This window comes from Mucilaginibacter yixingensis (assembly GCF_041080815.1).
GTDB classification, from domain to species: Bacteria; Bacteroidota; Bacteroidia; order Sphingobacteriales; family Sphingobacteriaceae; genus Mucilaginibacter; species Mucilaginibacter yixingensis.
The window spans coordinates 1-14,343 of sequence record NZ_CP160205.1 but is presented as its reverse complement, the minus strand read 5'-3'; the positions used below and the strand labels follow the sequence as shown (position 1 = coordinate 14,343).

Annotated in this window: 14 protein-coding genes; 4 read left to right on the top strand and 10 right to left on the bottom strand. The window is 46.5% G+C overall.

Annotated features, from left to right (window positions below):
- Positions 1-323: 323 nt before the first annotated feature.
- The 4 genes from ABZR88_RS00070 to pdxA all read right to left on the bottom strand — a co-directional run bounded on the left by ABZR88_RS00070 (position 324) and on the right by pdxA (position 4,570).
- Positions 324-1,043: an esterase family protein gene (locus ABZR88_RS00070; RefSeq protein WP_107830952.1), complete on the bottom strand. Its 720-nt coding sequence runs from the start codon at positions 1,041-1,043 to the stop codon at positions 324-326.
- Positions 1,040-1,636, bottom strand: coding sequence for a GDSL-type esterase/lipase family protein (locus ABZR88_RS00065; protein ID WP_107830954.1), 597 nt, complete (start codon positions 1,634-1,636; stop codon positions 1,040-1,042). Before ABZR88_RS00065 ends, ABZR88_RS00070 begins: the two co-directional genes overlap by 4 nt.
- 87 nt (positions 1,637-1,723) lie before the next feature.
- A complete protein-coding gene (locus ABZR88_RS00060; protein WP_281260216.1) occupies positions 1,724-2,908 on the bottom strand; it encodes a DUF5009 domain-containing protein in 1,185 nt (394 codons plus the stop codon).
- A gap of 606 nt (positions 2,909-3,514) precedes the next feature.
- Entirely contained in the window at positions 3,515-4,570 is a 1,056-nt protein-coding gene (pdxA, locus tag ABZR88_RS00055; protein WP_107830964.1) for a 4-hydroxythreonine-4-phosphate dehydrogenase PdxA, read from the bottom strand.
- 195 nt (positions 4,571-4,765) lie between these two features.
- Here pdxA and rsmA point away from each other — a divergent pair, with 195 nt between their 5' ends.
- A complete protein-coding gene (rsmA, locus tag ABZR88_RS00050; RefSeq protein ID WP_107830966.1) occupies positions 4,766-5,548 on the top strand; it encodes a 16S rRNA (adenine(1518)-N(6)/adenine(1519)-N(6))-dimethyltransferase RsmA in 783 nt (260 codons plus the stop codon).
- A 149-nt stretch (positions 5,549-5,697) separates the two neighbouring features.
- On the opposite strand, the gene ABZR88_RS00045 is transcribed toward rsmA, so the two are convergent.
- From ABZR88_RS00045 to kbl, 4 genes are all read right to left on the bottom strand, one after another.
- Complete coding sequence (locus ABZR88_RS00045; RefSeq protein WP_107830968.1) at positions 5,698-6,279, bottom strand: TetR/AcrR family transcriptional regulator; 582 nt, start codon at positions 6,277-6,279, stop codon at positions 5,698-5,700.
- A gap of 3 nt (positions 6,280-6,282) precedes the next feature.
- The gene (locus tag ABZR88_RS00040; RefSeq protein WP_107830970.1) at positions 6,283-6,714 is read right to left on the bottom strand and encodes a hypothetical protein; all 432 of its coding nucleotides are present in this window, start codon (positions 6,712-6,714) and stop codon (positions 6,283-6,285) included.
- Positions 6,715-6,718: 4 nt separating this feature from the next.
- Positions 6,719-7,756, bottom strand: a complete 1,038-nt coding sequence (pheS, locus tag ABZR88_RS00035; RefSeq protein ID WP_107830972.1) for a phenylalanine--tRNA ligase subunit alpha — start codon at positions 7,754-7,756, stop codon at positions 6,719-6,721.
- A 68-nt stretch (positions 7,757-7,824) separates the two neighbouring features.
- Entirely contained in the window at positions 7,825-9,015 is a 1,191-nt protein-coding gene (kbl, locus tag ABZR88_RS00030; protein ID WP_107830974.1) for a glycine C-acetyltransferase, read from the bottom strand.
- 185 nt (positions 9,016-9,200) lie between these two features.
- Between kbl and ABZR88_RS00025 the strand changes: the two genes are divergently transcribed.
- From ABZR88_RS00025 to ABZR88_RS00015, 3 genes are all read left to right on the top strand, one after another.
- Positions 9,201-10,430 (top strand): glycosyltransferase, encoded by a 1,230-nt coding sequence (locus ABZR88_RS00025; protein WP_107830976.1) that lies wholly within the window; start codon positions 9,201-9,203, stop codon positions 10,428-10,430.
- A 417-nt stretch (positions 10,431-10,847) separates the two neighbouring features.
- Positions 10,848-11,363, top strand: coding sequence for an RNA polymerase sigma factor (locus tag ABZR88_RS00020; RefSeq protein WP_107830978.1), 516 nt, complete (start codon positions 10,848-10,850; stop codon positions 11,361-11,363).
- Entirely contained in the window at positions 11,344-11,616 is a 273-nt protein-coding gene (locus ABZR88_RS00015; protein WP_107830980.1) for a hypothetical protein, read from the top strand. Before ABZR88_RS00020 ends, ABZR88_RS00015 begins: the two co-directional genes overlap by 20 nt.
- Positions 11,617-11,730: 114 nt before the next feature.
- On the opposite strand, the gene ABZR88_RS00010 is transcribed toward ABZR88_RS00015, so the two are convergent.
- Both ABZR88_RS00010 and dnaA read right to left on the bottom strand, forming a co-directional pair.
- Entirely contained in the window at positions 11,731-12,618 is an 888-nt protein-coding gene (locus ABZR88_RS00010; protein ID WP_107830982.1) for a neutral zinc metallopeptidase, read from the bottom strand.
- Between the two features lie 297 nt (positions 12,619-12,915).
- Positions 12,916-14,343, bottom strand: a complete 1,428-nt coding sequence (dnaA, locus tag ABZR88_RS00005; protein WP_107830984.1) for a chromosomal replication initiator protein DnaA — start codon at positions 14,341-14,343, stop codon at positions 12,916-12,918.

Genomic DNA, 14,343 nt, shown 5'->3' with positions numbered 1-14,343 from the left:
GTCTATTAATCAAACTACTACCTGCTATCACCACACGTCATTGCGAGGAACGAAGCAATCTCTGTACATGCAAATCCACTTAGCAAGTCGGAGTGTCCTTCGCAGAGATTGCTTCGTTCCTCGCAATGACGTGCTGTATATGTGTAATCAGTAGCGGAGGTGATAATAAAAAAGAGCCGCGTGCAATTACTGCGACGCGGCCCCGGATGTTAAGATTTAAGTTGATGGGATTTCCCCAATTATACGTCGCAAAGTAACCGGAGATTTGTAAACTCCACATTAACTAAAAAATAAGGTATAGCTTATTTGCGTAAAAACGGCTCTTAAAAGTAAAGCTGGGCCATTTGGCGCCAGTAGCGCGGGCGATGCGCATAACCTTCCCAAATGGGAAACTGATGTTCGATACCTTTATCCCACAACAGGGCATCAAACTCCCGGTTATCATCAATAAACGGATCTGTTTCGCCAATGGCAATAATGATCTCCATATCGCGCATGGCGGTAAGGTTTACCGGATCATGCACATGGCGCACAAACTGGCGTGGCATGCTGAAGTAGATATCCTCGTTATGATAGCCGTCAAACAGATCGCGAAAATCACCAATCTGACGGGTTAAGTCATACCGGCCGCTCATGCATACGGCTTTATAGAATAATTCGGGTTTTCTGAAGGCCAGAGTGGCGGCATGGTAAGCGCCCATGCTACAACCGGCAACGATAAGGCCGTCGGTATTGTCCATCCGCGGTACTACTTCCTCTAAAATATATTGCTCGTATTGCAGGTGGCGCACAATGCGCTCTGAAGGGTGGATGTCTTGATTGTAGAAACTTTCGCTGTCAATGCTGTCTACACAGTACAACTGCAGTTCGCCTCTTTTAATTTTATCCTGAACTGCGCCAACTATGCCCCAATTTTCATAGTCAAAAAAACGGGCCATACGGGTAGGGAAAAATAATACCGACGGGCCACCATCACCAAAAACAAGCATTTCCATATCGCGCTTAAGATTGGGACTGTGCCAGCAGTAATACTCCCGTTTCATATATTTTGGTTGATGGCTTTATTTACTTGTGATTTCCATACGTAGTAACCGGCTAGGCTGAGATGCAGGCCATCGCCATCATAAAAATCGCGTCGGGGCATGCCTTTATCGTTAAGCATTTCCGGAAAAAGGTTAATAAATTTCCAGTTAGGCTGATGATCATTAATCTCTGCCTGTACCAGTGTATTGGTGTACTTAAATTTATCAACAATATTCCACCGGGCCAAACTAGGTTTAAGCGAAATGAACCAGCAAGGCAAGTCGCCAAACATTTGCTTCACCCTTTCTGTAAACTCCTGGAAAAAGATGAGTACTTCCTCTGGATTGCGGCCATCGCCCAGATCATTGTCGCCCGCATATAAGATGAGTCGCTTAGGACGATAAGGAGAGAGGATGCGCTCAGAAAACCAAACGCACGCCGCCAATGTAGAACCACCAAAGCCGAGGTTGACCGGCTTAAGGTCCGGAAAATCATGCCCGAGGGTTGACCACAAACGGATAGAAGAACTACCGTAAAACAAGGTTTCGCCCCAGGCGGCTGTATTGACGGCTTTGGCTTCTAATTGCTTTACCTCTTCTTCGTACCAGAACATGCCCCAAAACTACAAAATGAGCGTTTAAGTTAACGGCTGTTTATAATTAAATAACACGAATTTTAAAGGGCATTAATCTGTATGGGGCTAAATCTTAAGCCTGACGTTGATCTTGGCCAGCAAACCGGCAATCCACACCATTACAAACGAGAAGACGATACACTTAATCAACCCACCCATCCCTTCGCTCAGCACTTCGGGATAGCCCAGGTTAGACATCTCATAGGCCGGGTAAAACAAAAACGGCACCAGGTAACAGGTAAAGGTGTTGGTACCCGCGGGCTCAATAGGTTTAAACAACTTATATTTCTTCCACACATCAACCAGCAGCACAAAAAACAAGTAAGCCACCAAACTAATACCGGTGCAGATCAGCACCCATGACGGGGTGTCACGCGCCTTAGAAATGCCTCCGCTGTACAGGCGCACAATAAAACCAAGGTTAAATAAAATCACGGCCATCAACAACATGCCCACCCACAACATGCGCAATTCCTTCTCTTTCGAGAGGCGCATATACAGTACCGCCACAAAGATGCCGGCCATGGTGAAACTTTGCATGGCCCCATTACCGGCCATCCACAGGTAATTATAGGTTTTGCTCAGAAAATCAAACCACCCGAAGTGGATATCAATATTGAGGAACATAAAGAACAGCCAGAACGCTGCCTGCACCCACAACGCGCCTTTACTGTAATAATAGATCAATGCACAGTACAAGTACGCCCAGCCAATCAGCCCCAATATGCCCCACCAACTAAAATGCAGCCAGGTATGCCCCGGCTCGCTGGTTTTATAAAGGGCAGACATGGCAATAATTAACGCTGCGCCAAATCCCTGGAACAGGTAGCGTTTATATTTTTTAAATCTGCTGTAATCTAAAAACAGGAAAAAGAAACCGAAGGTAACCAGGCTCTCCCAAACCGGTTTGGGCAGTTTGGCAATGGCCTCGTTATAGGTTTCCATATTAGAATGGAAAAAGCCAATAAAAATTAGCGCAAAAGAACGGGTAAAAATGCGTTTGAGCAGACGGGTGTCGCCCCGAACAATGCGGCTTTGAAACGCAAAAGGGATAGACAAGCCAACAATAAAAAGAAAAGCAGGAAAGATGGTATCGGCCAAACCAAGGCCATCTGCATTTTCGCCGACATGCTTTATCCACTGCGGCACACCGGGTACATCTTCCACATCATTTACAAAAATCATGAGGAACATGGTGAGCGCACGAAAAGCATCAATAGACCGAACTCGGCTGGAATCTAAATTTATCAAAACACGAACATCGTATGGCGCCTGGCGCGTTAAGCATCCAATATTGATTAAACGGCAGCCGGAATGAAAATATTATTAGTTAAGAACTAACCAACAGCCTTATACCCCGCAAATTTTGAGTTTGCCGGACTTATAATTAAATAGGGGTATTTAGTTGGCAGTTTTGCGTTACCGACCGGAAATTTAACATAAAAAAATGGGGAATGTTTGCTTGGGGATGACTTTTGAGCTATTAAAGCATTGGCAGGTTGGGCGCTGTGGTATGGGTAGACACAGTTTGGGTGGGTGACAGCCTATTCTAAAGGACTAGAAAAAGTGATAGACTTGTGCGATTCCCCTCTTGAGAGAGTAGGGGCGCGGTGGTATTGTGAAGTGGAAGGGAGGGGTTTATACGATAGATGATTGCATAGACCCCTCCCTACACCCTCCCAAGGGAGGGAATCGCACAGTCCTCTCTCAAGCGGGGATTAAATCTTATTTATTATGCTTTTGCAGCGCATAGAAAAAGGGTGTCATGTTGAGCTTGTCGAAACACGAGCGTCGGCCTTCCCGCGCCCTTCGACAAGCTCAGGATGACACCCTCGCTCTTTTTTTAGTGGAGATATTTTAATCTCTGTCCCTGCTCAGCTTACTAAACTGCAGTGGGTTTTCATTTAACTCTTCATTCTCATTACGATGTCTTACAATCTGCAATGCAGTAAACAAAGCCTCACGGAATGATACTTCAGATGCTTTGTTCTGTCCGGCGATGTCGTAAGCCGTGCCATGGTCTGGCGAGGTACGCACAAAACTCAAACCGGCAGTAAAGTTTACGCCCGATTCAAACGAGATCTGTTTAAACGGAATCAAACCCTGATCATGATACATGGCCAGCACGGCATCAAACTGCTGATAACTGCCATTGGCAAAAAAGCCGTCAGCCGGGTACGGACCAAATGCCAGGATGCCTGCCGCACGGGCTTCTTCCAGTGCAGGGGCAATAATCTCCTGCTCTTCTTTACCTATCAATCCATTATCGCCAGCATGCGGGTTTAAGCCCAGCACGGCGATCTTTGGTTTGCGGATCCAGAAATCAGTACGCAAGCTTTCGTTCATCAGCTTCAGCTTGCCGATAATTTTTTCGCCGGTGATAGACGATGCGATCTGGGCAACCGGGATATGACCGGTAACCACACCTACACGCAAAGTATCGCTCACCAGAAACATCAGTGATTCGGCAGCTTCATCGCGCTCCTGCAGGTATTCGGTATGACCGGGAAAATTAAAATTCTCGTTCTGGATGTTGTCTTTATTGATAGGCGCTGTTACCAGGGCGTCAATCTCGCCCGCCAGCAAATCAGCCGTGGCTCGTTCCAGAGAAAGGAATGCGTATTTGCCGCCGGTCTCGTTTGATACACCTAAATCAATCTTTACATCCTCTTCCCAGCAGTTAATCATATTGGCTTTTTTATGATGCGCCTGCGATGGGTGGGTGATAACGTTAAAATTCAGCTCGTGCGCGTTGATTGATCTGCGATGGAACGAGGCCACCTTGGTATGCCCGTAAACAATAGGCGTACAGTAATTATATATAGCAGAATCGGCCAGGGTTTTGATAATAATTTCGAGGCCGATGCCATTAACATCGCCTATACTTATCCCTATCTTATATTTTTCGCTCATTATTTTTTTAGCTAAAAGCCGATTTGTAAGCAGAAAGCTAAAAGCGTAAAGCTAAAAGCCCCGGATGTTACCGACTTGGTCAATTAACAAATATAGTTTTAAGCTGAGATTTTTGCATGAGCTTTCTGCTTTCTGCCATGGTCTTTCAGCTTTTCCGACAAATATGCCGTAATTTGCTCAAATATTCAATTGCATATGTCACTGGTAAGCGCGAAGAAACATCTGGGTCAGCATTTTTTAACCGATAAAAATATTGCTTCAAAAATTGTAGACAGTTTGCGTTACCAGGACAAATACACCCAGGTGCTGGAAGTTGGTCCGGGCATGGGCATCCTGTCAGACTTTCTGCTCCAGAAAGAAAACCTGGAAACCTACCTCATCGATATCGACACCGAATCATACGATTTCCTGAAAAAAAAATACCCGCAGTTGGGCGAGCGGCTGATCAATGCCGATTTTCTGGAGATGGATTTCGACAGCATTTTTAAACAGCCCTTCGGCATCATCGGCAACTTCCCATACAATATCTCGTCACAGATCCTTTTCAAAGTATTGGATAACCGCGACAAGGTGACCGAAGTGGTAGGCATGTTTCAAAAAGAAGTAGCCGAGCGTTGCGTGGAAAAACCCGGCAGCAAAGAGTATGGCATCCTGAGTGTTTTCATTCAGGCCTACTACAAGGCCGAGTATCTGTTTACCGTAAAAGCCGGGGTATTTAACCCGCCACCAAAAGTACTTTCGGCAGTAATCAGACTAACACGAAACGAAACGGAAAAACTGGATTGCGATGAAAAACTGTTCTGGCAGGTGGTAAAAGCCGGCTTCAATCAGCGACGCAAAACTTTGCGTAATGCGTTATCATCGCTCATCAACAAAGAAAAAATGACCGAAGAGCCGATGCTTGACCTGCGTGCCGAGCGCTTGAGCGTTGCTGATTTTGTGGCGTTGACCAATAAGATCAGCGCTGCGAGAGATTGACAGAACAGCTATCTAATAATTGCCAACCAAAGATTTTGTCATTGCGAGCAGGGGTGTGGTAAGCCTGTGCGCGAAGCAATCTCGTCGCCTGCAACTAGTCATGCGACGAGATTGCTTCGTTCCTCGCAATGACAAACGACCTAATACACCTATATCTGTATAGCCGCCTTAACCAGATAGGGGAGAATTTCTTTTTGAAAAGACACAAAATGCTTGCGCACGTCAGAGTCGCTTACCGAGGTAAAGGCGAAGCTAAATACAATACTCTTGCTGCATTTAATGAGGAAACGCAGTCGCTGCATATAACTTTCGTGTTTGCGCATACCGCCCAGGCGGGCAAATGAGCTAACCAGCAGCTCTTCCAGCTCGTTAGAGAGATTCTTTAAAAACTCCTGTGAGTTGGTAGACTCGCGAATGAAATCCCACCCGATAAACTCGTTACAAACGGTGTAGCTCAGTCGACTGGTTTTCAGGATAAGGTTACTCAGGTGCGCCTCCTCGTCCATCCCCGGGCTATCGGCATGGATCAACTCATCTACGCTTACGCGGATGTAATCCATCAGCAGGGCATGCAGCAACGCTTCTTTACTCTCGAAGTATTTATAAATGGTGGCCTTGGCAATTTTAGCACGACGAGCAATTTCATTAACGCTGGTTTTATGGTAACCAAAGCGCCTGAACAGCTCCTGAGCCGCACGTTTTATGCTTTCTTTTATTTTTTCGGCTTCCATTTATCAGTTAGTTACGTGCAACACTTGTGAGCCGTCAACATAAACGTAATAGGCCCTTAATGATTTAGTTGCAGGCGCTTTTGTTGGCGAACCATCCTGCAAAGAGAACTTTGAACCGCTATAGGTATCTAAAGCGTTAAAGCCTGATCCATCTGAAACCACCGCATGCTTCAACTCGGGCTGATAGCTGCTACAACGGTCAAAGGCAACAATACCGCCGGTTCCGTGATATAAAACCAGGCCGGCCACGCTGCCTGTATAGCCCTGGTTAAGATCTAAAAACACAGCACCGCCTATGCTATTCAGTTTGCTGATGCGCGGATCTGTCATTGGTAAATTAAGCTGAACTGAGGCAACGGGTATACCGCTGCTATTATCTTTACCACAAGCTGTAATCACAGCACAAAACACCATCAGCAAGCCTAATTTTCTCATTCTTTTAAATAATTTCAGATTTAAACTGACGCAGGAAACGAACATCGTTCTCAGAGAACAGACGCAGATCGCGGATTACCCACTTCAGGTTAGCAATACGTTCAATACCCATGCCAAATGCAAAGCCGGTGAATTTCTTGCTGTCGATACCGCAATTTTCCAACACATTCGGATCAACCATACCGCAACCCAAAATTTCTACCCAGCCGGTGTGCTTACACATGTTACAGCCTGCGCCTTTACAAATGGTACAAGAAATATCCATCTCGGCAGATGGCTCGGTGAATGGGAAGTATGACGGACGGAAACGCACTTTGGTGCCCTCGCCATAAAGCTCTTGTACAAAGTGGTAAAGCGTCTGTTTCAGATCGGCAAATGACACGTTCTCGTCAATATACAAACCCTCAACCTGATGGAAGAAACAATGCGCACGGGCAGAAATAGCCTCGTTACGATACACACGGCCCGGCATAATAGCACGAAACGGTGGTTTACCATTTTCCATCATGCGCACCTGTACAGATGAGGTGTGGGTACGCAGGGCAATATCATCTTTACCTGTATTTTTCTTGATAAAGAAAGTATCCTGCATGTCGCGGGCAGGGTGTTCTTCCGGGAAGTTAAGGGCAGAGAAGTTGTGCCAGTCGTCCTCAATTTCCGGACCCTCGGCCACCACAAAGCCCAGGCGTTTAAAAATATCGATGATCTCGTTACGCACCAATGATAGCGGGTGGCGTGAGCCTACCGAGTAACCTTCGCCCGGCAGGGTAAGGTCGCCTTCGGTTTTGGCGGTCTGGCTTTCGGCGTCAAACGCTTCCTTAAACTCGGCGTGTTTGGCTTCGGCCTGTTGTTTAAACTCATTCAGTACTTTACCCAATACGCGTTTTTCTTCCGGGGTAACGGTTTTAAACTGTTCAAAAAGATCTTTAATGATACCTTTTGTACCCAAAAAACGGATGCGGAACTCTTCCAGTTCGGCAGCGTTTGCGGGTGAAAACTCGTCTATTTCTAAGCTATACTGATTGATCTGTTCTTGTATCATAATATTTTTAGTGCCAATACCTCTTGTTGGCGGCTTTTTAGACCACCAAAGAGACCGCAAATATAATACTATTTAATCACGCCCAACTCTTTCCCCACCTTGGTAAACGCTGCAATGGCTTTATCCAGGTGTTCTACCTCATGCGCGGCCGAAAGTTGTACCCTGATGCGGGCCTTACCTTGCGGCACAACCGGGTAGTAAAACCCGATGACGTAAATACCTTCTTCCAGCATTTTGGCGGCAAACTCCTGCGATAATTTGGCATCATACAGCATCACCGGTACAATAGGGTGCACCCCGGGCTTAATATCAAAACCGGCAGCCGTCATCTGCTTGCGAAAGTACTGCGTGTTGCGTTCCAGCTTGTCGCGCAGCTCGGTAGTTTCGCTCAGCATGTTTAGCACGGCAATAGTGGCGCCGGTAATGGCTGGGGCCAGCGTATTACTAAACAAGTAAGGGCGCGAGCGCTGGCGCAGCATATCAATAATCTCTTTCCGTCCCGACGTAAAACCGCCTGACGCACCGCCCAGCGCTTTACCTAACGTTCCGGTAATAATATCTATCCGACCCATTACCTGGTGATGCTCATGCGTCCCCCTGCCGGTTTTACCCATAAAACCAGAGCAATGGCTTTCGTCTATCATCACCAATGCTTTGTATTTATCGGCCAGGTCACAGATCTTATCCAGCTGGGCAATGGTACCGTCCATGCTGAAGGCTCCATCGGTAACAATTATTCTGTGCCGACAGCCTTCGGCCGCCTGCAGCTGCACCTCCAGATCGGCCATATCATCGTGCTTGTAGCGGAAACGCTGGGCCTTGCACAGGCGCACACCGTCAATAATCGAGGCGTGGTTCAACTCGTCTGATATAATGGCATCCTGTTCATTAAACAGAGGCTCAAACACTCCGCCGTTGGCATCAAAGGCCGCGGCATAGAGGATGGTATCTTCGGTACCTAAAAACCCGGCTATCTTTTGTTCCAGCTGCTTGTGGATATCCTGTGTACCACAAATAAACCTGACTGACGACAAGCCGTATCCATGCGTATCCATCACTCGTTTGGCCGCATCAATCACCCGCTGATTGCCCGAGAGGCCCAGGTAATTATTGGCGCAAAAGTTAATTACCTCCTGCCCGCCCTGCACGGTTATAGCAGCACCCTGCGGCGAGGTAATAATCCGCTCGCGTTTATAGAGGCCGGCTTTCTCAATGTCGGCCAGTTCCTGTTGTAAAACAGGCTTCAAGGTTTCATACATAGCGTTTTGTTTAGTAAATCAAAAATACAAATCGGCACAATACGGTGTCAATATAATCGCGTTTGGAGTACTCATACCTCGCCTCGTATCCGCACCCTTATCTTAATGTTATTTTTTCATTCTTAGAGGCTATAATTTAACACATCGGTGATTTTTTATCCACTATCTTTTTATTTTTGAAATGAATGATTGAAAACCGGAATATCATCTGTTTCAGCAGCACCGAGTGGGGTGGTAATTACATCAAACCATCGGTGGAGATCATGAAAATCTTATCCACCAAAAACAAGTTGCTTTTTGTAAATAGTCCTAACACTATTGCAGAGCTGGTAGCCCATTTGCGTGGTAAAAAAAAGATCGATCTAAAGAAAGCCCTCGGCCTTAAGAACCGCATAGAAATTGCCGAGCCGCTGCCCGGTGCCCAGGTATATGTGCTGACGCCGCCCATCGGTTTAACTATCAACTTTTTGCCCCCGGGCGGGCTTTACCGTTTCTTTCTGGGGTTTAATGCATGGCAGGTACGTCGCGTAGCCAAACGTGCCATCCGCCAGTTAAACATGCAGCAGGACCTGATCCACATGGTGGCATTTAATCCGGGCATGGGTTTGGCCAACGCGCGCAGGTATGACGAGAAATCATTAATCTATCATTGTTATGACGAGGTAAAAGGCGGCAACTCCTGGCTGCGCAAACACGGCATCTGGCTGGAAGAAGCTTTTATGAAGCTGATTGACGGCGTTATTGTTACCTCTAAAAACCTGTATAAGAACAAAAGCCCCTTGTGTGCCGATTGCTATATTGTAAACAATGCGGCAAATTACGATCTGTTTAGTCGCGGGTTTGAAGAGCAGGCCAACTCAAAGCGACAAGTAATTGGTTATATAGGCAGTGTGGACGACCGGATTGATTACGACATTATGCAGCACCTGTTCACCAGCATGCCCGATACTAAATTTGTATTTGTGGGCCGCGTAATGACCGAACGAGGCTTGGCCATCCTCAAAAAATACCCGAACGTATTTGTAGAAGGCGCCAAAACACCGGATGAGCTACCGGCTTATCTCAAAACCTTCACCCTGGGTGTTATTCCGTTTATTAAAGATACTTTCACCAACTGCATTTACCCAATGAAGATCAACGAGTACCTCTCTGCAGGCTTACCTGTGGTGAGTACCGATTTTGGCGACATGAACGATTTTCGCGGTACGATAAGCATAGTTGATACCAAAGAGGAGTTTCTGGCCAGCACCCTTGCCCAGATTGCGGCAGATACGCCTAAAAAACGCCACGAACGCCAAAAAGTAGCCAGCGGCAATACCTGGATTAGCCGGGCCGAAGAAATGTCGGCAGCTATAATCGATATCGAAAAGAAAGCAGCAGCGCAAAAAAATAATCGGATAGTAGAAACTGTTTAAATGTGGAGACGCATAATTGCGTCTCCTGGAGAACAAACCGAATTGCTTGCTGGAGACGCAATTATGCGTCTCTACAATAATCTTTTTATATATTTTTAAACAGCTTCTTAAAATTCTGAGAAAAAAATACGCCGGCAGCGGGCGCCGCCGGCGAGACAAGCAATAAGATTTAGGAGTGTTTCGTTGGGATATAAAAGAACTATTGCTATTGACTCAAAGTAACCGAAAACGCCGCCGCGGCACTACCGTAATTTTACCCTTTTTTAACTTTTAAGTCTATTTGCAGATCGATTGTTAATTGACAATACCGGCGGTTACCCATTACGCAAGAGTATTTCCACATGGCATCAGTTATTTTTTTTAACTTGAGGGTGATATTTGCTTTTGCAGATGCACGTATATTAAAAGCAACAGACTATGGCGGCATTAACAACAGAGCAGCTTACAGTTATTTATCGCCGGGGTTTCCCGCAGGTGGCACGTTATGTGGCCCGCCACGGCGGTACGTGTGAAGAAGCGAAAGATATTTTTCAGGATGCGCTCATCATCCTTTATGAAAAAACCGAAACACCTGTTAACCTCAAAGGCGAGCAAATGGCCTACCTGATGGGCATTGCCCGGCACCTGTGGCTTAGGCAACACAAGCAAAGTAGTCGCCAAACCGGCTTGGACAATCTGCCGGAAACAGCCAATGAGGAGACCGAACCCTCCTACGCCGAAAACAAACTATTGGGCTACCTGCAACGTGCGGGCAGAAAATGCCTAGATCTGCTCAAAGCGGTTTATTATGACCGCATGCCGATGACAGACATTGCCGAAAAATTTGATTATTCCAGCCCGCACTCGGCCACGGTACAGAAATACAAATGCCTGGAAAAAGTGCGCGATACCGTTAAACAAAAAGCATTGACCTATGAGGACTTCCTTGAATAACCTGAAACTAGCTGAGGAATACCTGAAAGGCCAGGCTACTCCCGGCGACGCTTTGTTGTTTGAAGCGCGACTGATTATTGAGCCTGAACTGCAAGAACAGATACAACAGCAGCAGCACGCTTACCGCCTTAGTCATCAATATGGCAGGCAGCAGTTAAAGGCGCAGCTTGAAGAAGTGCATGAGCGGTTGTTTACACTGCCACGATATGCTGGATTTAGGCGATTGGTGTTGGGAATTTTTGGAAAGAGATAACCCTGATGTCATCCTGAGCGATAGCGAAGTATCTCTGAGGACTGGTCACGTAGATTTGCGCCGGAGATTGCTTCGTTCCTAGCAATGACATATTGGGTAATTTCTTTCAACCGGCTATTCCTCTTCCCGTATCTTAATATTAGCAAACGTATTCCCCTGCTTGATATCTCCTGTGTCAAAACCTTTCTTAAACCAATACATCCGCTGCGCGCTGGTGCCGTGGGTAAAACTATCGGGCTCTACATGTCCACTGCTTTCTTGCTGTAACCGGTCATCGCCAATGGCGTTGGCTGCTACCAGCGCCGAGTCAATATCTGCCCGACTGATGACGATGCCTTTTTGTTTAGCTTGCTGCTCATAATGTGCCCAAACACCGGCATAGAAATCGGCCTGCAACTCTAGCGCTACCGATAGTTTGTTGTATTGCGTTTGGCTCAGCTGCTGTCGCGCTTGTTCCATTTTGGCCGATACGCCCAACAGGTTTTGCACATGGTGACCTACCTCATGGGCAATCACATAAGCTGCCGCCGCATCGCCGGGCGATTGAAAGCGATTACGCAGCTCGTCAAAAAAAGACAGATCGAGATAAACCTTCTGATCTGCCGGGCAATAAAACGGACCGGTAGCAGAGCTGGCATAACCACAGCCTTCGGCATCTACCTCATTTTGGAAGAGGTGGAGTTTTGGCCGTACATAAGTGCGCCCCATGGCCGTAAACAGGCTATCCCAAACATCTTCTGTACCGGCTAGTACCACGCTGGCAAACTGCTCGTTCCTGCTGAGGTTGCCATTTACTTTGCGATTGTGCTGTAGCTGTATTTGCGATTGATCCGGCAATCCAGCATTAAAAAGCTTGGAGGGATTGATACCCGTGAAAATATAAAACAGTGCGGCAATAACGCCCACAATGCCGCCGCCAAAAATCAACCCACGACCACCGCCGCCGCCACCACCGCTGCCTTCTTCAACATTGTCGCTCTCGCGACCGCCAAACCATTGCATACTTTTTTATTTTTTTCAGATGGATAACAGTATTAAAGATAGGCTTGTTTGAGGGAATGTTAATGAAAATAATAAACACCGCTGCTCTCTCCAGCATGTCATTTCGAGCGAGCGAAGGGTGGGGATTGGGCGGAAGGGCGACGAGAAATCTTAGACATTAGCTTAGCCACCTGATAGAAGCATGGGGGCTAAGATTTCTCTCTCCGCTTCGCTCCTTTCGAAATGACATAGGGCAGTAAAAGAAGAAGCTCGCGGATGATCATCCGCGAGCTTCTTCTTTTATCAATAAATGTCGTCTTACGACATCTTTAGTTTTTTCTGAATATCAGCTACGTAACCTTTGAATTTCTTGTCCGTGTCAATCAAATCCTCTACTGTTTGGCAGGCATAGATCACCGTTGAGTGATCGCGACCGCCAAAGAAATGACCGATAGATTTAAGCGAACTTTTGGTATGCGCCTTAGCCAGGTACATAGAAATCTGGCGGGCCTGCACAATCTCGCGTTTGCGGGTTTGTGATTTCACCATCTCAATCGGCACCTCAAAGTACTCGCACACCAGGCTTTGGATATATTCCATCGAGATCTCTTTGGTAGAGTTCTTGATGAAGTTTTTCAGCATTTGCTTAGCCAGGTTCAGGTCAATCTCCTTACGGTTCAGGGTTGATTGTGCCAGTAATGATACCATGGCGCCTTCCAGCTCACGTACGTTGTTATCAATGTTATGAGCAACGTATTCCAGCACCTCGTTTGGCAGGTCAATACCGTCCTGATAAACTTTGGTTTTCAAGATAGCCATACGGGTTTCCAGATCAGGCACCTGCAAGTCTGCAGAAAGGCCCCATTTAAAACGTGATAGCAGGCGTTCTTCCAAACCAGCCAGATCTTTCGGCGCTTTGTCAGATGTAATGATCAGCTGCTTACCGGTCTGGTGCAGGTGATTGAAGATGTGGAAGAAGAAATCCTGTGTTTTCTCTTTACCGGCAAAGTTGTGCACGTCATCCATAATCAGCACATCAATGGCCTGGTAAAAGTTTACAAAGTCGTTAATGTTGTTATGTTTCAGTGCGTCTACAAACTGCTGGGTAAATTTCTCACAGCTTACATATAATACTACCTTATCTGGCAGGGTACGTTTAATTTCATTACCAATGGCCTGGGCCAGGTGTGTTTTACCTAAACCTACACCACCATAAATCATCAGCGGATTGAATGAGGTACCACCAGGTTTGGCAGCCACCGCATAACCGGCAGAACGGGCCAGACGGTTGCAATCGCCCTCCACAAAATTCTCAAACGTATAGTTCTGGTTCAGTTGCGGATCAACGTTCAGCTTTTTGAGGCCGGGTATTACAAACGGGTTCTTAATATCTTTATTAATAGAGATAGGTACCGGCATTGATTGGTTTTTGCCCTCGGCGCCGTTTCCGTTTGATGGGATATTGGTTGTATATGGTTTGCTTGACGATGATTGCTCTACCACAATGTTATATTCTAAGCGTCCTTCATCACCCAGTTGCTTTTTAATGGTTTTGCGCAGCAGGCCCACATAGTGCTCCTCCAGCCACTCATAAAAAAACAAACTTGGCACTTGTATGGTAAGGATGCTACCCTCCAATCGCAAAGACTTTATAGGCTCAAACCAGGTCTTATATGACTGAGCCGGTATGTTATCTTTGATAATTTGCAGGCAACTACTCCAAACACTTGTACAAGTTTTTTCCAT